Annotated in this window: 17 protein-coding genes; 7 read left to right on the top strand and 10 right to left on the bottom strand. The window is 39.1% G+C overall.

Annotation, left to right across the window (positions count from 1 at the left end):
• Positions 1–6: 6 nt before the first annotated feature.
• From acpS to IRB43_RS15930, 7 genes are all read right to left on the bottom strand, one after another.
• On the bottom strand, positions 7–363 hold the full coding sequence (gene acpS, locus IRB43_RS15960) for a holo-ACP synthase (RefSeq protein ID WP_203364476.1): 357 nt from the start codon (positions 361–363) through the stop codon (positions 7–9).
• On the bottom strand, positions 360–1,838 hold the full coding sequence (locus IRB43_RS15955; protein ID WP_203364475.1) for a PH domain-containing protein: 1,479 nt from the start codon (positions 1,836–1,838) through the stop codon (positions 360–362). Before IRB43_RS15955 ends, acpS begins: the two co-directional genes overlap by 4 nt.
• On the bottom strand, positions 1,831–2,247 hold the full coding sequence (locus tag IRB43_RS15950) for a PH domain-containing protein (protein ID WP_481748160.1): 417 nt from the start codon (positions 2,245–2,247) through the stop codon (positions 1,831–1,833). Before IRB43_RS15950 ends, IRB43_RS15955 begins: the two co-directional genes overlap by 8 nt.
• Positions 2,248–2,414: 167 nt before the next feature.
• On the bottom strand, positions 2,415–3,854 hold the full coding sequence (cshA, locus tag IRB43_RS15945) for a degradosome RNA helicase CshA (protein WP_203364473.1): 1,440 nt from the start codon (positions 3,852–3,854) through the stop codon (positions 2,415–2,417).
• Positions 3,855–3,967: 113 nt separating this feature from the next.
• Positions 3,968–4,669, bottom strand: a complete 702-nt coding sequence (locus IRB43_RS15940; RefSeq protein ID WP_203364472.1) for an alpha/beta hydrolase — start codon at positions 4,667–4,669, stop codon at positions 3,968–3,970.
• 154 nt (positions 4,670–4,823) lie between these two features.
• The gene (locus IRB43_RS15935) at positions 4,824–6,203 is read right to left on the bottom strand and encodes a UDP-N-acetylmuramoyl-tripeptide--D-alanyl-D-alanine ligase (protein ID WP_203364471.1); all 1,380 of its coding nucleotides are present in this window, start codon (positions 6,201–6,203) and stop codon (positions 4,824–4,826) included.
• Between the two features lie 17 nt (positions 6,204–6,220).
• On the bottom strand, positions 6,221–7,276 hold the full coding sequence (locus IRB43_RS15930) for a D-alanine--D-alanine ligase (protein WP_203364470.1): 1,056 nt from the start codon (positions 7,274–7,276) through the stop codon (positions 6,221–6,223).
• 252 nt (positions 7,277–7,528) lie between these two features.
• Here IRB43_RS15930 and IRB43_RS15925 point away from each other — a divergent pair, with 252 nt between their 5' ends.
• Positions 7,529–8,686 (top strand): dicarboxylate/amino acid:cation symporter, encoded by a 1,158-nt coding sequence (locus IRB43_RS15925; protein ID WP_203364469.1) that lies wholly within the window; start codon positions 7,529–7,531, stop codon positions 8,684–8,686.
• Between the two features lie 160 nt (positions 8,687–8,846).
• On the opposite strand, the gene IRB43_RS15920 is transcribed toward IRB43_RS15925, so the two are convergent.
• The gene (locus tag IRB43_RS15920; RefSeq protein ID WP_203364468.1) at positions 8,847–9,617 is read right to left on the bottom strand and encodes a hypothetical protein; all 771 of its coding nucleotides are present in this window, start codon (positions 9,615–9,617) and stop codon (positions 8,847–8,849) included.
• Between the two features lie 194 nt (positions 9,618–9,811).
• On the opposite strand from IRB43_RS15920, the gene mgtE reads away from it, so the two are divergent.
• The 6 genes from mgtE (at position 9,812) to IRB43_RS15890 (ending at position 16,185) form a co-directional block, all read left to right on the top strand.
• A complete protein-coding gene (gene mgtE / locus IRB43_RS15915; protein ID WP_203364467.1) occupies positions 9,812–11,170 on the top strand; it encodes a magnesium transporter in 1,359 nt (452 codons plus the stop codon).
• 281 nt (positions 11,171–11,451) lie between these two features.
• On the top strand, positions 11,452–12,813 hold the full coding sequence (locus IRB43_RS15910; RefSeq protein ID WP_203364466.1) for a hemolysin family protein: 1,362 nt from the start codon (positions 11,452–11,454) through the stop codon (positions 12,811–12,813).
• A gap of 213 nt (positions 12,814–13,026) precedes the next feature.
• Positions 13,027–13,740, top strand: coding sequence for a polysaccharide deacetylase family protein (locus IRB43_RS15905; protein WP_203364465.1), 714 nt, complete (start codon positions 13,027–13,029; stop codon positions 13,738–13,740).
• A gap of 1 nt (position 13,741) precedes the next feature.
• The gene (locus IRB43_RS15900) at positions 13,742–14,338 is read left to right on the top strand and encodes a DedA family protein (RefSeq protein ID WP_203364464.1); all 597 of its coding nucleotides are present in this window, start codon (positions 13,742–13,744) and stop codon (positions 14,336–14,338) included.
• A 14-nt stretch (positions 14,339–14,352) separates the two neighbouring features.
• Entirely contained in the window at positions 14,353–15,498 is a 1,146-nt protein-coding gene (locus tag IRB43_RS15895; RefSeq protein ID WP_203364463.1) for an MGDG synthase family glycosyltransferase, read from the top strand.
• Positions 15,499–15,597: 99 nt separating this feature from the next.
• Positions 15,598–16,185, top strand: coding sequence for a YqaA family protein (locus IRB43_RS15890; RefSeq protein ID WP_203364462.1), 588 nt, complete (start codon positions 15,598–15,600; stop codon positions 16,183–16,185).
• Between the two features lie 91 nt (positions 16,186–16,276).
• Here IRB43_RS15890 and IRB43_RS18015 read toward each other — a convergent pair whose 3' ends face one another.
• Together IRB43_RS18015 and IRB43_RS15885 are read right to left on the bottom strand one after the other, a co-directional pair.
• Positions 16,277–16,405 carry an Lmo0850 family protein gene (locus IRB43_RS18015; RefSeq protein WP_275296789.1) on the bottom strand — a complete coding sequence of 43 codons (129 nt, stop codon included), beginning with the start codon at positions 16,403–16,405 and terminating at the stop codon, positions 16,277–16,279.
• 170 nt (positions 16,406–16,575) lie between these two features.
• Complete coding sequence (locus IRB43_RS15885) at positions 16,576–17,964, bottom strand: L-cystine transporter (protein ID WP_203364461.1); 1,389 nt, start codon at positions 17,962–17,964, stop codon at positions 16,576–16,578.
• Positions 17,965–18,158 lie beyond the last annotated feature (194 nt).

Below are 18,158 nucleotides of genomic sequence, written 5' to 3'. Positions count from 1 at the left end.
GATTGTTTAACGCAGTTTTTCAATAATGACTTGGGCAGCAGCATATTCTTTGCTGTGGCTAATAGATAGATGGACACCTTCAGAAATAGGTGCCTTTATATAAGGCTTTCCTCGGTGGTCAGTAGCCGTTTCAATCTCTTGAAAAGACAGTTCTTTACCAATACCAGTCCCATATGCCTTAGCAAAAGCCTCTTTAGCAGCAAAGCGGCCAGCGGCGTATTCAAATTGACGTTGACCACTCCGATTGTGAAACACTTCCTGTTCAGCCGCCGTTAATATACGCTGAAGAAATTTTGGCTGCCTCTCGATAAGCTTTCGAATTCGCACAATCTCCACAATATCCATACCAATTCCTTGTATCATTGCTTCACCTGCATTTCGTGTTGATCTTCTCTTTCGTACCACCGATACACACAAGACGCATCTGTTAAAGATGCATCAATCACCTTCGCTTTCTTTCCTGCTGCTCCGCTTTTAATCACAGCAGAAAATGAAGCCAATCCCTTCTTTTTTTGCCAAGGAGCTTGCGTAAGCTCTACCGATTGTATATGCGATTTCTTCATCATGACTGTGCAGCGATCTAAGCGCCGATAGCGAATCGTTAACTGGTCGTCTATTACTATCCAGCCAGCTGACCGATAACAGCTGATCCCATAAACAGCAGCAAGCAATAATAGGACGAAAGACCACAAACCACTCGGCCACAAATACCAACTAATCCCAACAACCGGAATGATTACATAATATATTTTTCTGAAAATATACCTTCTCATAGCTTTTTTAGGCACTGAATGAAACTCCTTAGGAAAAGAATAATCCGGGAAAACTTCTTTCAGTAAAGTAAGAGCCGATTCTTTTTTGATCATCGGCAACATTACATTGCTCGCACCTCTCTCAGAAGGATCTGCTCCCCCGGCACTCTCTAGCTGAACAGAGCAGTAACCAGCAATCTGACGAAGCGGATTTTCTACAATGGTCATACCTTGAATCCTGCTAAAGGGAAGCATTATTTGTCTTTTCTCTAGCAACCCTCTTCGAATCACTAGATGTTCATCATTCATCTCTAACGTAAAATCATGGTACTTCAACAAAGTTAAAACAACAGAAATAATCCACGCAATACATAAAATAATAAAGACAACAAGCGAAACGATAATCACACCGTATTCAATAAAGCGGGAAACTTCTAGAAATACTTTTTCATAAGGGATGAGTTCATCAAATTGAGATAAAAAAGCGATGACGGCAGAAATCACTACCCCTATACCGCCCGATGTCGCTGCTAATAACAATAGCTCTGATAATTTCGCTTTGTAAATGACTGTGGCCGTTTCCTTTGCTTCCTCGTTGCCATCCATTTGTTCCATTTCTTCACTGAACCTGTTTTTTTCACGGCTAATCATCTCTTTCAGTGCATCAGCCTCTTCTTTCGTAATAGCTGTCAGTTCAGCTTCAGACTTCATCGGATCGCTAGAACCAGCCGTTTCAATTTTGACCTTTACTAAACTAAACATTTGCTGTAAAAGCCCTTCTGAAACATCTATACTTTGAATGCGTTCTATTGGTATATACCGCTTCTTTTTGACAAAAAGACCATGCTCGATTCTTAATTCGCTTTCTTCTACCCAATAAGTAAAACGGATCCATTTAACGACTCCGCTTATCAGTAAAAACAAAATTAAAACACCCATACCGATCATCGGCAAGTAATCCCAAACATCCACTTTTTCTTTATTATTTACAAAGAAAACCAAAACCAGCGGAAAAATCAGGTTTTTCAACTCCTGTAAAACATTCGATACAGCCGCGATCGGATGCAGTCGTTTCGGCTTAAACATCTTCTGTCGCCACCCTTGCTAAAGCAGAAATCATCTTCCGCATTTCTTCCGCTTCCTCCATCTCAACGGCAGGAATTTCATGAATAGTGGCAGCTGTTGAAACCTGAATAGCAGCTAAACCATATCTTCTTAAAAGAGGTCCTTGCTCTGTATCGACATGTTGTACACGAATCATCGGAATTAACGTCCGCCGAGTAATAATGACTCCATGCTGCAATTCAATTTCCTGTTCTCTCACCTCATATCGCCAACGGTTCCATCGCAGTTTTGGTAAAAGGTAAACAAAAAAATAGACTATCAGTATTCCCGTTAAAGCTAATATACCTATCACCCATAACGGTCCATCTTTTATAAGGGTGAATACTCCGCCTCCAATCAATAATAACCAAACAATGACGGTACTAATCATCCCCGATATTCTCCATACTGTCAGAGCTTTTTTCGAAATTCTCTTTCTCGGTTCTATCATTGGATGCTCACGACCTTTTTACTTTTTTACTGTTTAACGTTTAGGATGAACTAAAAGTTTCATTTATGGTAAAAAAAGCACAGGAGAATCCTGTGCTTTTTTCGAATTTATTGCGAAGAGTATTTTCTTCTTGTATTTTTGCGGTCTCTATTGTAAGAACGGTTTCCTTGACGGTTGTTGTTCTTTCTGCTGTTTCCATTTTTAGAGCGGAAGCTATCTCTCTTTTGCGGAAGAGATGCTTCACTTGAGATACGCACAGGTGTGCGATCTGGCTCTTTCGTAATCAATTTCAATGCAGCTGCTACTAATTCCTCTGCCTCATATTGATCAAGCAACTCTCGAGCAAATGTTTTGTATTGAGAAAGATCATTTTTCGCAACGCTGTCTTCCAATTCAGTTACGGCTGCACGTTGCTGACCGATCAGTGCATCATCCCATGTAGGCGCACTCATTGGTGTCATGCGTTTCTTTGTTGTTCTTTCTACTTCTTTTAAATAGCTCATTTCTCTTGGCTCAACAAAAGTAACGGCCATTCCTTCTTTTCCAGCACGTCCTGTACGGCCAATGCGGTGTACATAGCTTTCTGGATCTTGAGGGATATCATAGTTATATACATGTGTCACGCCAGAAATATCTAAACCACGAGCCGCTACATCTGTCGCTACAAGAACATCGATTTTCCCTTCTTTAAAACGTTTCAGCACAGTTAAACGCTTCGCTTGGCTTAAATCACCATGAATGCCTTCTGCTTGATAACCACGAAGGCTTAAAGCATTAGCCAATTCATCTACGCGTCGCTTTGTTCTTCCGAAAATGATGGCAAGTTCCGGAGAATGAACATCAATCAAACGAGAAAGCACATCAAATTTATCACGCTGCTGCACTTTCACAAAATATTGATCAATGTTTGAAACCGTCATTTCTTTCATTTTCACACGAATCGTTTCAGGTTCATTCATAAATCTTTCAGCTATCGCACGAATTTGCTTAGGCATTGTTGCTGAAAACAACAATGTTTGACGTTCAGCTGGCACGTGAGAAAGAATAGCTTCAATATCTTGAATAAAGCCCATATTTAACATTTCATCCGCTTCATCTAATACAAGAGTTTGCAGCTGATCTAACTTTAACGTCTTGCGATTAATATGATCTAAAATCCGTCCAGGTGTACCTACAATGATGTGTGGGCGTTTTTTCAACGCGCGGATTTGACGTTGAATGTCTTGTCCGCCGTAAACCGCTAAAATACCTACTCGTTTACCTCCGCCGATCTTGTATAGTTCTTCAGACACTTGGATCGCTAGTTCGCGTGTAGGAGCAATAATCAACCCTTGAATAGAGTGATCATGCGTATCAATTTTTTCGATCATCGGAATACCGAAAGCCGTTGTTTTACCTGTACCTGTTTGCGCCTGACCGATAATATCTCTGCCTTCAAGTCCTACTGGAATTGTTGCTGCTTGGATGGGTGTTGCTTCCTCAAACCCCATTTTATCAATAGCTTTTAAAGTGGCTTCACTTAAATTCAAATCTTTAAATTTCGTCAATAGTTTTCTTCTCCTTCTATTTCAGCTACCGTATCACACAAAAAATACTCTTCACAAGAAGAGTAAAAGTTATTGTTATCATACCATCTGCATTATTCAAATTCAATGGATATTTAAATAACTTTACTACTTCTATTTAAAAAAGTAAAGATCTTATTAAACAATTCTTCTTTATCGCCTGTGTGGCAAATATGATGCTTCGCTTCCTTTGAATAGTAAAGCTCTTTTTCCTTAGAAGAAATCTTTTGATAAATAAAATCAGCACTTTTTGGGGGTACAATGCCATCAGCCAGGCCTTGTGCGATGAAGGTAGGAATATTAATTTTTTCAATCAGCGGTGTAATCTGCTTCACCATTTTTCTAAATTGCTGCGTAGCTGATAATGGTGTAGACAACACTTTGTCTTTATAACGTACAAACAATTCATTTTCGAAAAGTTGTCCCGATCGGGCGTCTTTTAGCATTTCGCGTATATCTGTAAACAACTGTCCAACATTAATATATTTGGCAGCCGCACTCAATAATATAAGTTTTTCTACCGGATATTTTTCTGCTAAATACAAAGCAATCATCCCGCCCATCGAAAAACCAATCATGTATACATGCTCACATTCAGACAATAGCAGTTGGAGCTCTTTTTCTGCATGTTCAAGCCACTGCTGATACGTCACACCTTTTAAGCTCAGCTTCTCCCCATGCCCAGGTAAAGTAGGCACTACTACTTTCCAATCTGTTTTCTCTTTTAAATATTCCGCAAGCGGTTCTACTTCATAAGGAGCACCGGTAAAGCCATGAATACATAAACAACCGATCATACTCTCACCTGTTCTTTTTACTCATTCATCGTTAGTGTGGATAAATCATTAGCTATTATTCATGTCATGCTGCTTCATCAAGCGCGGGGAGTGTCCATTGAAATGGATGAATGAAAAACATCGAGGAAACTTTTTCACCTCGATGTTTTTCCATTCACTCACTAGCTAAAGCTTGAACAATTTCCTCTAGTCTCATTCCTCTTGAGGCCTTGATGGTAATTAATTCTCCGCCAGTAAGAATAGAGGATAATTTCTCCAGCAATTCTTGCTTGTCAGTAAAAGCAAAGATACGATCTTCGCCGAGCGAATTCTTTGCACCAGCGGCGATAAATTGACCGAGCCGTCCAAAAGTGAAAAGATAATTGATAGCCTCTCCATTTATCGTTTGTCCCACTTGATAGTGAAAAAGCTCCTCATCTAAACCAAGTTCTAGCATATCCCCAAGAACTAATATTTTCTTTTCAAATCCAGGCATTTGCGCTGTTAATTCAATAGCAGCCTTCATGGAAGTAGGACTGGCATTATACGTATCATTAATGATTTTTACTCCACGAACACCTTCTACCCATTCCATCCGCATCTTTGTTAATTCAACGGATGCTAAACCAGCTTTCATCTCTTTATACTCAATGCCCATTTCGTGAGCCACTAGCATCGCAGCCATCGCGTTCGATACATTATGACGACCGAGAACTGGCAAAGTAAAATCGATACCCGGAACTGCATTAACCGTAAAGCGGCTCCCCGTTTGTAACGCTTCAACTGTCAACGGATATAAATCATTATTTTCCTCAAAACCGAATGTCTTCGCTTGAAGCGTCTCCATGTTCTCCACACGCTCTCTTAATAGCGGTTCATCACCTTGGTAAATGAGACATCCCTCTTCAGATAACCCGTTAATAATCTCCATTTTAGCTTCAGAAATGGCTTCTCTTGAACCAAGATCTTGCAAATGAGACTCGCCAATATTTGTAATGACAGCAACATCCGGAGAAGCTAATTTCGTTAATAAGTCTATTTCACCTTTGCCGCTCATTCCCATCTCTAAAACGGCCACTTCTGTTTCTGAACACAAGGACAAAATCGTTAAAGGAAGACCAATATGATTGTTGTAATTGCCTTCTGTTTTTTGCACTTTATACTTTAATGACAACAGGCTCGTCACCATATCCTTTGTTGTCGTTTTCCCATTGCTTCCTGTCACGCCCACGACTTTAACGGAAAGTTCATTACGGTACGCTTTCGCTAGCTGTTGAAGAGCGATGAGCGTATCTTCTACAATCAGAATAGGTAAATCTTCAGGCGGATTAGGTACATCTTTTTGCCACAAAGCTGCACCTGCTCCTTGTTCAATGGCCTGCCTTACATAGATGTGACCGTCTGTGTGCTCACCTTTGAATGGTATAAACAACTGACCATTCGTTGCCTTTCTTGAGTCAATGGTCACACCTTCAATCACTCGATCTCTAAAAAATATAGGGTCATTTTCCACTTTCATCATATTTAACAGTTGCTCTATGGTCTTTCGAATCATGAAATGAATGTCCACCTTTAAAAAGTATATTTAATTTGTTGTTTCTCTGTATGTCGTTCAATCGCTAGTTCAATTAATTTTTCGATCAGCTGAGGGTACTCCACACCTGTATGTTTCCATAACAGCGGAAACATACTAAATGGAGTAAAACCTGGCATTGTATTGACTTCATTGATGAGCAATTCACCATTCTCCTTTAAGAAAAAGTCTGCCCTAACAAGACCAGAACAATCCAAGGAATGGAAGGAAGTGATCGCCATCTCTTTCATTTGTTTTTGAGTCGCTTCAGGCATTTCAGCCGGAATAATTAAAGCTGTATTTCCATCTTCATATTTCGCCTTGTAATCATAGAAATCTTTTTTCGGCACAATTTCTCCGATCACTGAGCATTGAGGATCATCATTACCGAGTACTCCTACTTCCACCTCGCGAGCTGTGACGCCTTCCTCAATAATAATTTTGCGGTCAAATTGGAACGCTTCCTCAAAAGCTTGATCGAGCTCATCACGATTGGTGCATTTGCTAATTCCAACACTTGATCCTAAATTAGCCGGTTTTACAAAGCATGGGTAACCAAGTTCTTGCTCGACTTTCTCATAAGCAGCCTCTTTATTCTGTTGCCATGCTTTACGAATAAACCATACATACTTGACTTGCGGAAGCCCTGCTTGTGCAAAGATGTTTTTCATAATCACTTTATCCATCCCTGCCGAAGAAGATAATACACCATTCCCAACGTAAGGAAGGTTCATCACTTCAAGCAAGCCCTGTATCGTTCCATCCTCGCCGTTTGGTCCATGCAAAAGTGGAAAGATTACGTCGTATTTCCCTGAAGAAAGACTTTCTGCTGCCACAGCGGATACCTCTCCCTTAGAGAACTGTAGATCAGCAATATCCTCCACTGGCGCTGTTAACGGCTCTCCTTCAATCCAATTACCGTCGATCGTAATATATATTGGGTAAATATCAAATTTATTTAAGTCGAGGGCACTTATTACCGCTTTTGCTGTATGCAGCGATACTTGATGCTCAGCAGATTTGCCCCCATATAATAAACATAGTTTTGTTGTCATAGTAACCTCCTGATAAATATATAAAAGAACTGCCTTATCTTCTATTTTACCATGCTTTCATTAAAGAAAAACAATAATTCCCTAATACTATTCTCTCGATTATCTTCCTATTCATTTCAAAAACGATAAGCTAGCAAGCATACACCGTATTTTTCTGAATTATCTTTTATATTTTTCACCTATTAACATTCTTTCCAAACACATGTATAATCCACTTATAAAAAACAAATGTATTCTTCGGGAGGACACAACATGAAACGTTTTGGTTTACTGCCTCAAATTATTTTAGCCATCACGGCAGGTATCATTACAGGCACCTTAGCTCCTGACTGGTTAATAAGAGTGTTCGCTACGTTCAACGGGTTATTCGGTAACTTCTTGAACTTCGTTATTCCACTCATTATCATCGGTTTTATCGCACCAGGAATCGGGGCAATCGGTAAAGGTGCTGGTAAATTACTAGGAATGACAACAACTATTGCTTATATTTCAACGATTGGAGCTGGATTACTTGCCTTTTTCACAGCTCAAACGATCTATCCTATGATTTTGGCCAATCAAGCATCAAAAGCCTTTGATGATCCATCAAAAGCCTTACTGGAAAGTTATTTCGTCGTAGAAATGCCTCCTGTTATGGATATTATGACTGCTCTTTTACTCGCTTTTCTACTGGGACTTGGTATAGCAACTATAAAAGGTAATACATTAGAACAAATGATGAATGAGTTTCGCTCCATTGTGGAATTAGTCATTGAAAAAGTCATTATTCCACTCTTACCTATTCATATTTTTGGTATCTTCGCTAATATGACACAAGGCGGACAAGTAAGTGCGATTATGAGCGTCTTCGCAAAAGTATTTATGATGATTATTATTCTTCATATCATTTATTTATTCGCTCAATACTCTGTTGCCGGTACATTAAGAAAGCAAAACCCGTTCAAAATGGTTAAAACGATGGCTCCTGCTTATTTTACGGCACTAGGAACGCAATCTTCCGCTTCCACCATCCCAGTTACACTCGATCGCTCGAAAAAACTTGGGGTGAAGGAGCGAATCTCAGACTTTTCTGTTCCGTTATTAGCGACCATCCATCTGTCTGGAAGCACGATTACTCTTGTTAGTTGCGCCATGGCTGTTATGCTCATTCAAGGACAAGCATATACATTCGGAAGTATGTTTCCTTTCATTTTAATGCTAGGTATTACAATGATTGCTGCTCCTGGTGTTCCAGGCGGTGCTGTTATGGCTGCTACTGGACTGCTTGGTACAATGCTTGGCTTTGATTCAACGATGATTTCTTTAATGATTGCTTTGTATCTTGCTCAAGATAGCTTTGGTACAGCTTGTAATGTCACTGGAGACGGTGCGATTACAGCTATTGTGGATAAATTGAATAAAAGCGCATAAACAAATCCCCGGATCCTAAGTGATCCGGGGATTTGTTTAGAAATGGCTACATTCCCTGTCTGCGTCCATAGAAATTATACCAAACGCTTTTCGGCTATGCCGAACCGACATGCCTCCCCTCCCTTCCGCTCCTTGAGGAAGGGAATTCTCTCGGATTACGTTAAAAATAAACGCTCCACTCATGTGCTTTTTTATCGAATTCAAAATGACCATCAGGCCCATTTCGAAAGTTAACTTTATAATCGTCAAACATCTCATCCATATTAATGTAGTCGCCAACGACCCACACTGGAATATCAATTTTTGTCCGACTTTGAATCGTCTTTGCTAACGATACAACCATTCCTTCTTTCATTTTCTCTCCAAAGGAGGCGATCATTTCTTTTGGAATAGGAGGAAAGGGAGTACCTTTTCTTAAAGCAAAGAACGAACGTTCACTTCTAAAATGACCTAGTTTTAAAGCAATCGCTCGGCCAAGCATAAAATAAAAGTCTGACATATTCCGATAATATGTTTTATTAAACCACTCGTCATCATGAGAAAGGTACACATAACGATTATCTAATTTACTATAAAAGGGCACACGCAGATGATCCTTACAATGACCTAAATAAAGCAACTCAGCAATTTCCTGACCTTCTAAATCGTTCAGCCCATCTATTTCTTCAAAGTCCACCCAACAAAAATCACCGTATTCTGCAATAGGCTCTTTTAATAGTTTGCTTACATCCTCTGCCTCTACAAAATCAAACCTCGAGTGCATATTAAAATCCGCTCCATCAAAGCGATGTTTTAATAGAAGAAGGTGATTTAGCTCCCTTGGAAGACTACGCGCAAATTCAATAAAATCAATCCCGTAAGAAATTGTATACTGATGCGATGTATTTAAGTGAACGTAGATCAACTCTTTCATATTCCCGTGGCTTTTCATATATATCATTACCTCCGCATCATCCCAAATTACATGACGGTCCCCACATCATTTTGTTATACTATCTATTTTAGCAAATTAAATCGAAAACACGAATCTAAAAATCAGATTATTTTCATATTCTTTTTCACTTTTTTTACATTTTCGTTTTATAATAGTACTGATTTGCTGTTTTCACCAAGGAGGGGATTCAGATGATGCAAAACTTAACTGAAGATCAAATGACTTTACTCATTATAAAAGCTTTGAAAGACGGGAAAAAAATCGAGTTACAAAAGTTATTAGATGAATTGCACCCATACGATATGGCAACGATATATACAAGCTTGCCTGAAAAACATCAAACTCGTTTCTTGCTGCAGCTTAGCATACCGGTTTTAACCGATATGATTCAGGAGCTAGACAATGAGGATCAGCTAGCTGTACTAAAAAAAGTAGGGAAAGAGCGTTCTCGAAAAATTCTAGATGATATGGACAATGATGACTTGGCTTCCCTGCTTGATGATATGTCCCCAGAAAATATTAAAACATTTCTTGCCGGAATGAAAAAAGAAGAATCAACCATCATCGAAAATATGATGACTTATCCACCTGAAACAGCTGGTCGCTTAATGACAAACCGTTTTGTCTGGATCAAGGACTATTTTACAGTTCGCGAAGCTGTAGATAAGCTGAAGTCCTTTGCTGAATACGCTGAAACGATCAATTATTTATACGTAACCAATGACCAAAATAAACTGGTTGGCGTTGTTTCTTACCGCGACTTGTTAATTGCCGATATTGATGAAAAAGTGCAGGATATCATGTACGCTCGGGTTATATCCGTTTCTGTCTATACAGATCAGGAAGAAATCGCGCGACTCATTGAGCGGTACGACTTTCTTGCTATTCCCGTAGTGGATGAAGAAGGCGTGTTAGTCGGGATCGTGACGTTTGATGATATTCTCGATGTTGTTATTCAAGAAGCCAACGAAGATATTGAAAAACTATCCGCTTCAGGTAAATCCATTGATTTCGACACAAAAGCAGGAGTGGCTGCTTTCCGCCGCCTTCCATGGCTGATTTTACTTTTATTTATCGGTCTTGTATCAGGCAGTATTATCTCGGGATATGAAGAAACGTTACAGCAAGTAGTCGCACTCACCTTTTTCATGCCCATGATTGCAGGAATGACGGGAAATACCGGCACTCAATCACTGGCTGTCGTCGTTCGAGGACTTGCTTCACGCGATATTGATATGAAAACCGTATTAAATCTTGTTGCTAGGGAATTTGGCGTTGGTTTAATTATTGGAACGATTTGCAGCGTCCTTATTTTCTTTATTGCCCTACTATGGCAAGGTAGTGCTACTTTAGGTATTGTTGTTGGCGCCTCTTTACTGCTTACATTAATTATTGGAACACTAGCTGGAACAGTGATTCCTTTGATCCTATATAAATTAAATATCGACCCTGCTGTAGCATCCGGTCCGCTTATTACAACGATTAATGATATTTTATCGCTCATCATTTATTTCACCATCGCTTCATGGTTTTTACAGCAGCTCATGTGATCGTTTCCTTAGAACATATCAGCTTTCAAGCCATCATATAATATAGCATTCTCTATTTGACTGAATAATCTGTCTTTAATATAATAAAGAGTATCAAGCTTACAAGCGATAAGGGGTGATTCGATGGGACAGTGATCGTTCAATATAACTTCTCCCATAACCCTTCTCTTCTTAACAAAGAACAGAAGGACAGTAAATGAAGATGGATTTACCCGATCAGGTAACTTTATTTTACAGGAGGTGACTCCTATTTCATTGCTTTAATGAGATAGGGAATTTACTTGGACATATTTAACCTGGTGCTCGTCGTCATCCTTATTGCTTTAACTGCGTTTTTTGTTGTTTCTGAGTTCGCTATTGTCAAAGTTCGCAGTTCTCGTATTAACCAGCTAATCGAAGAAGGACATCCGCGAGCCATAGCTGCTAAACAGGTGATCATGGGGCTTGATGAATATTTATCTGCTTGTCAACTCGGTATTACCATCACTGCTTTAGCCCTTGGCTGGATTGGAGAACCGGTCGTTGCTGGCCTCTTATATCCACTCATGGAAATGCTAAATATTCCAAACTCACTCTCTCACGTTATATCTGTTGGAGTTGCCTTTACAATCATTACTTTTCTTCATGTAGTGGTTGGGGAACTGGCTCCCAAAACATTAGCCATTCAAAAAGCGGAAACTATGACTTTAACCGTGGCAAAGCCGTTAATCTTCTTTTATAAAGCGATGTATCCTTTTATTTGGATGCTTAACAGCTCTGCTCGCGTCGTAACTGGTCTGTTCGGCTTAAAACCGGTTTCAGAAGGAGACATTGCCCATTCTGAAGAAGAACTGCGAATCATTTTATCAGAAAGCTTAAGAAGCGGAGAAATCAACCCTTCTGAATTTAAATACGTCAATAAAATCTTTGAGTTTGATGATCGAATTGCTAAGGAAATTATGGTTCCGCGCACAGAAATGGTGACTCTTTCTAAAGATGAAACCATTGATTCCTTTATAAATATCGTTTGTGAAGAAAGATTTACTCGTTATCCAATTATTGATGGAGATAAGGATCATATTATTGGATTAATTAATTTTAAAGAAGTTCTTACCGATTATGTCAAAAACAAAGAAACCGGACAGCTTCAACTGGAACAATACGTGCGACCAACGATTCGAGTAATTGACTCTATTCCCATTCATGAACTGCTCGTGAAACTGCAAAAAGAAAGAATCCATATGGCCATCTTAATGGATGAATATGGCGGAACGTCTGGGTTAGTCACAATAGAAGACATCCTTGAAGAGATCGTAGGAGAAATTCAAGATGAATTTGACCTCGATGAAGTGCCTCTCATTCGAAAGCTAACAGATTCTCATTTCATCGTTGATGGTAAAGTACTCATTTCTGAAATCAACAACCTCCTCAATCTCGACATGCAAGATGAAGACATTGATACAATTGGCGGATGGATGTTAACCGAAAATTATGAAGCGGCTCAAGGTGATATTATTGAATATAACGGCTATTTATTCCTTATTAAAGAAATGGAAGACCGTCAAGTTAAATATGTGGAGGTACGAAGAAAACCACAAGTAAGTGAAGGTTCACTATCCAAACCATCTTCGCTTCCATTGGCAGAATCAAAAGCATTATCTTGAAAACCACATAATACTTACTAATATCCACATGTGATCAAGAGGTCACATGTTTTCTTTTGTTCACTCATTCAAACGTATCAGGGCCCCCCCTCTTTCAAAACACCTCCAACATCCCACTCTTTTTTTCTTGTGATTCTTTTGTCCCTATGATTTAATAAGCGAGAAATAAAAAAAATTCTTTGACTTTCGCAATGAAAGAAAAGGAGTCAAAAAATGATTGCTATTCTTTGTCTTATCGGGGCTATATTGCTTTATACAGTGGGCCCAACTCTATTTATTCGTCTAACAGGAACAGGTATTTATCAACGCGGTCAAGGGCGTCAGATGGTTGCCTTAACCTTTGATGATGGACCCGATCCTATATATACGCCTAGGCTTTTGGATTTGCTTGAGAAATACGAAGTGAAAGCAACTTTCTTTGTCGTAGGAGCTAAGGCGCGTGTTTATCCGGAAATCATTCAAGATATGCATCGACGGGGGCATACTGTCGGTGTACATAATTATATTCATTTATCTAATTGGTTGCTTCCCCCCCTCTTGTTTCGCAAGCAACTAAGGAAAGCGGTCGAGGCAGTCGAAACCATTACAGGAGCAACAACTCAGTATTATCGGCCGCCATGGGGGCATTTTAATTTATTTTCCTTACCCGCATCAAAACCATTGCGCACGATCATGTGGACGGCGATCCCGGGCGATTGGAAAGAAAAGGTTCAACCAAAAACATTGGCTAAGCGCATTCAATCCGCTTGTTCAAGCGGAGCTATTATCACTCTTCATGACAGTGGCACTACGTTAGGTGCTGATTTACATGCACCAGCAAATACAATTGAAGCATTAGAGCTTTTTCTGTCCGACCCTGCATCTAAAGAATATCAATTCGTGACGATTCCTGTCCTTCTTCAAACGACAGTTAAAAGTGAGGGGTAAAATGGAAACACAAATACTTGAATACGTATCACAATACGGCTATATCCTTTTATTTATTGTCGGTTTTTTCGGAATTGTCGGAATACCTGTTCCAGAGGAGAGCCTGTTTGTCTATGTTGGTCTATTAGCTAAGCAAAGCGGAATTGCTTTTGTACCCGCTTGGCTGTCGATTGGTTGCGGTGCGTTTATGGGGATGATCACTAGTTATGTTCTGGGCCGGAAAATCGGTAAACCTCTTCTTGATCGATACGGCAAGTATATAGGGATGAACAATGGAAAGGTAAAAAAACTCATCCTTCATTGGGATATGAAGAACTCGCTAGTTGTTGGGTTTTTCATCCCTGGCATACGTCAATTCAATCCGTATTTTGCAGGGATATCCAAGTTTCCGTTTTTATTTTTTATTGTTCTTTCTGTTTTTGGCTCATTAATTTGGGTATTGATTTATATGCTGATCGGTTTTGTCATTAGTTCTTATATCGATATTCACCCTGTCTATTTAACTATAGCCGGAGCTGTTTTCTTTATTGGATTTATGGTCCATCTTCTGATCAAATCATTCCAATCAAAAAAAAGTTCCACTCATACTCAGCGCTAAAGGAGTTATATCTTATGAAGATTTTGTTACTTCCCTTATTTCGTATGCCTTCTGGGCACCATAAAGCGGCTGAAGCCATTATTGACCATTCAAGAACGATCGCAAATAATGTAGAAGTACAAACAGTCGATCTTTTAAGTCATTTTCATAGCGGGCTGGAATCCATCATTTCCGGCATCTACTTGAAGTGGATTAGTAAACAGCCCGCATCTTACAGCCGATTTTATCACTCGTTTATGTATACAAATAAGCAAAACTCAGCGTCTTGGTCCCCGATTGTCTTGTGGAATAAATATTTTGAATGGAGAATGAACCACTTTATCAAAGAAGAGAATCCTGATTTGATCATTTGCACTCATTGTTATCCTTCGAAGCTACTAAATAATTTAAAGCGACAAGGAAAAGTAACAACGCCTGTTATAAATGTTTACACTGACTTTTTCATTAATGATGTGTGGGGAAAAGAATATATTGATTATCATTTTGTTCCACATCAAGAAGCGAAAAAACAGCTTGTTGAGCAATTCCAATTGAAAACAGAGCAAATATTCGTCACAGGGATTCCTGTACACCCTTCTTTCTATGAACGTAAAGAATCATGCCAAAAACAGTATATTCTCATTGCTGGCGGAAATAGCGGTCTTGGGAATGTACAAACACTACTGAGCCAACTCATGACTGAGCGCAATCAATATTATTATAAAGTGTTATGCGGAAACAATCATAAACTGCATGAATGGATCTCATCATTAAATCACGATCATATTGAGCCCATTGGCTATACAAGCTGCCGCCAACAAATGAATCGTTACTATAATGAAGCCGCCGCCATTATTACTAAACCCGGAGGTATTACGATCACAGAAGTACTAGAGAAATCACTGCCTACTTTTATTTTAAGCGCCTTGCCGGGACAAGAAGAAATCAATATTCAATATTTGAAAGATAAACGCTTAATTTATGAACTAAACGTGTATCAAGCTATTGAACCGCAACTAAGCTACATTCTTAATAATAAAGTAGAATATAGCAAGTGGAAAAAACGCCTGATTCAGTATCACCAAGAAAAAGAAGATAGTATTAACAACTGCCTCATAAATATAATAGAGAAAAACATCGACTCGTTTATTCACTCATATAAAACATCAGCCCCTATGTAGGGCTGTTTTTTTGTTTCTATGCTCCCAGCTAGTGTGACTAAGTAAATAATGCTATAATTTCATGTGTGGATTTTAAAAATTAAAGGAGACTATTTGAACATGTCTGATTTAATTCATCAGTTCGAAATGTGGTTATTAGAATATGGAGTATGGGGATTGATTGTTGTCGCATTCACTGAATCATCATTCTTTCCCATTCCGCCAGATGTTATATTGTTACCCTTAGCGATTGCTGATCCAGACCGCGCTTTATTATTTGCTTTGTATACAACTATCGCTTCCGTTCTCGGAGCTATTCTTGGCTGGGTCATTGGCCGAAAGCTTGGACGACCCATTTTAAAAGCATTTATTTCTGAGGAAACTATTCTTAAAGTAGAAAACTATTTTAAAAAATATGGGGCGCTTGCCATTTTAATTGCAGGCTTTACACCAATTCCATTCAAAGTATTTACGATCTTTTCAGGAGTAGCTAGAATTCGACTAAACGTCTTAGTCATCTGGTCGTTAGTAGGCCGCGGACTTCGCTTCTTCCTTGAAGGTATGATTATTTTTTGGCTTGGCGATCAAGCAAAACCATTTATTGAACAAAATTTTGGTATTTTAACAGCGGTTGGAGGGCTTGTTATTATCATCGGCTATTTTATTTACCGGTCGATTCAAAAAAAGAAACAGCAAAGTGTAGTTTAACAATAGAATAGTTATCAGTGATGGTCTCATCCTTTCCTTTTAAGGATGAGCACTTGCTGTTTAGCTGGACAAACTCAAAACAGCTCTCCGTTTAAGGCTTCACGTAAATCACTTGTTTTAAAGAACGATATACTTCTAGACGGGACTTCGTTTTCGACACTTTTATCCCTAACATAGATAGACGATCAATTATTTTTAATACCCGTTGATTATTGCTCATTTTTCAACACTCCTTTAAAACTATTGTTCCCTTTTTTACGTTTAAACTAAACAAAAGGTTTCAATTTTTTAGATGAAACAACAACATTGCTTTCAACTGTTTTTGACCTATTCATGTAAAATAGCCAATTTTAAAAAATAGATCAAAAAAAGCCGGTCTCCCGGCTTTTTTTAATTATAAATAGTTTCATCTTGCGGCTGTTTATATATATCTGTATCTAACTCTTTCGTCACACGACTCGTTACAAGACCCGCTGTCATGCTTCCGCTCACATTGACCGCTGTACGCGCCATGTCAATAAGAGGTTCTACTGAAATCAATAACCCAGCTAATGCGACTGGAAGATTCATCGTTGATAAAACAAGAATGGCTGCGAATGTCGCTCCTCCACCTACACCCGCTACCCCAAATGAGCTGATCGCTACAACAACAATCAAGGTTGCGATAAAAGATGGTGAAAGCGGATCAATACCTGCAGTCGGAGCAATCATCACTGCCAGCATAGCTGGATACACCCCGGCACAGCCATTTTGTCCAATGGATAACCCAAATGATCCAGCAAAGTTGGCAATCCCTTCAGGAACACCCAATGCTTTTTTCTGAGCTTGAATATTTAATGGCAGCGTTCCTGCGCTTGAACGAGAGGTAAAAGCAAACGTCAACACAGGGAATGCCTTTTTCACATATGTCATCGGATTGAGCCCGACAAATGTTAAAATGACTAAATGAATCAAAAATACAATCGCTAATGCCACGTAAGAAGCAAGCACGAATTCTCCAAGCTTAGCGATCTCTGAAAAATTACTCATCGCTACCGTTTTAGCCATAATCGCTAAAATTCCATACGGTGTTAACCGAAGAACAATTGTTACAATACGCATCACAATGCTATATAAAGCATCTACCATTTTTTTGAAGAAATCCGCTTGTTCTGGCTCTTTTCTTTTCACTCCTAAGTAAGCCATCCCAACGAAAGCGGCAAAAATTACAACAGCAATCGTCGATGTTCCTCTTTGACCAGTAAAATCAAGGAATGGATTGGCTGGCAATAATTCCACGATTTTTTGCGGAAATGTCTGACCTTCAATTTCTGTATACTTCTGTTCAATTTCCAAACCGCGGGCTTGTTCTGCCTCGCCGCCTTCTATTTGTACAGCTTCTAAACCAAAGCCCAAAGAAGTGACGACTCCTACAGCCGCTGCGATAGCTGTTGTTCCAACTAAAAGTCCAATAATTAGCGCAGCAATCTTTCCTAAATTATTGGTAATCGTCAGCTTTGTAAACGCAGAAACAATGGAAATAAACACAAGCGGCATCACGACCATTTGAAGTAACTTCACATACCCCGTGCCGATAACACTAAACCATTCAGTAGATTGAAGTAGCACCTTCGACTCTAAACCGTATAGTAGCTGTAATAGGAAGCCAAAAGCAATCCCTAGTCCTAATGCAATAAAAACGCGTTTAGAAAATGAGATATGTTTTTTTTGCATAAAGTATAAAACGCCCACTAATATAAGCAGAGCCGTTACATTTAAAATAATTAAGGTCGAACTCATTCTTACCTTCCTCCTTTTGTCTATTGAAAAGACTATACCACAAATACCTATAAGTCAAGTAGGTTTTATTAGAAAAACGTTATTCTTTCTCAACTATATGGATCTCCTCTTTTCTACATAGTAAAATGGTTTGCAAATTGGTAAAATAAGATATGTTATGCTGGGCAAAACCCGACATTAAAATTTATGATTGA

This window comes from Bacillus sp. REN10, from assembly GCF_016820555.1.
Lineage (GTDB): Bacteria > Bacillota > Bacilli > Bacillales > Domibacillaceae > Bacillus_CE.
This window is presented reverse-complemented; position numbering and strand designations above follow the sequence as displayed.

Coding starts and splice junctions, on each gene's coding strand:
- IRB43_RS15890 (WP_203364462.1), top strand. CDS start 15,598: ATGTCTGATTTAATTCATCAGTTCGAAATGTGGTTATTAGAATATGGA.
- mgtE (WP_203364467.1), top strand. CDS start 9,812: ATGATGCAAAACTTAACTGAAGATCAAATGACTTTACTCATTATAAAA.
- IRB43_RS15940 (WP_203364472.1), bottom strand. CDS start 4,669: ATGATCGGTTGTTTATGTATTCATGGCTTTACCGGTGCTCCTTATGAA.
- IRB43_RS15935 (WP_203364471.1), bottom strand. CDS start 6,203: ATGATTCGAAAGACCATAGAGCAACTGTTAAATATGATGAAAGTGGAA.
- IRB43_RS15950 (WP_481748160.1), bottom strand. CDS start 2,247: ATGATTAGTACCGTCATTGTTTGGTTATTATTGATTGGAGGCGGAGTA.
- acpS (WP_203364476.1), bottom strand. CDS start 363: ATGATACAAGGAATTGGTATGGATATTGTGGAGATTGTGCGAATTCGA.
- IRB43_RS15885 (WP_203364461.1), bottom strand. CDS start 17,964: ATGAGTTCGACCTTAATTATTTTAAATGTAACGGCTCTGCTTATATTA.
- IRB43_RS15905 (WP_203364465.1), top strand. CDS start 13,027: ATGATTGCTATTCTTTGTCTTATCGGGGCTATATTGCTTTATACAGTG.
- IRB43_RS15955 (WP_203364475.1), bottom strand. CDS start 1,838: ATGTTTAAGCCGAAACGACTGCATCCGATCGCGGCTGTATCGAATGTT.
- IRB43_RS15925 (WP_203364469.1), top strand. CDS start 7,529: ATGAAACGTTTTGGTTTACTGCCTCAAATTATTTTAGCCATCACGGCA.
- IRB43_RS15930 (WP_203364470.1), bottom strand. CDS start 7,276: ATGACAACAAAACTATGTTTATTATATGGGGGCAAATCTGCTGAGCAT.
- IRB43_RS18015 (WP_275296789.1), bottom strand. CDS start 16,405: ATGAGCAATAATCAACGGGTATTAAAAATAATTGATCGTCTATCTATG.
- IRB43_RS15900 (WP_203364464.1), top strand. CDS start 13,742: ATGGAAACACAAATACTTGAATACGTATCACAATACGGCTATATCCTT.
- IRB43_RS15895 (WP_203364463.1), top strand. CDS start 14,353: ATGAAGATTTTGTTACTTCCCTTATTTCGTATGCCTTCTGGGCACCAT.
- IRB43_RS15920 (WP_203364468.1), bottom strand. CDS start 9,617: ATGAAAAGCCACGGGAATATGAAAGAGTTGATCTACGTTCACTTAAAT.